This window comes from Bradyrhizobium campsiandrae (genome assembly GCF_014529705.1).
GTDB lineage: Bacteria > Pseudomonadota > Alphaproteobacteria > Rhizobiales > Xanthobacteraceae > Bradyrhizobium > Bradyrhizobium campsiandrae.
In genome coordinates this window covers 1-246 of record NZ_JAANIH010000361.1, presented here as the reverse complement: position 1 = coordinate 246, position 246 = coordinate 1, and the positions used below count along the sequence as shown (strand labels likewise).

The 246-nt window shown below is 63.0% G+C and carries 1 pseudogene; it reads right to left on the bottom strand.

The features are described 5' to 3' along the window. Positions 1-115: 115 nt before the first annotated feature. Positions 116-246: pseudogene (locus tag G8O24_RS43415) on the bottom strand (DUF736 family protein); the annotation flags it as partial.

Sequence of the window (246 nt, the reverse complement as noted above, 5' to 3'; positions counted from 1 at the left end):
AACACGCGAGGCGCCGCGGACAGCGCCCCGTCATTATGCGGAGCGACACAGCGGCAAAGCCCTTGAAAACCGCGGCCACCAGCCAACGACTCCGCATAATCCCGCGCTACGCATAATCGACGTTGCCGGCGGAGTAGATCCGGAAGTGCGGACCCTTGTCGCTGGGATTCTCGATGCGGACGAACTTGGCCTTGACGTTGAGGTTGAGGGTCTTGATCGAGCCGGTGAAGCCGTCGCCGGTGCTGG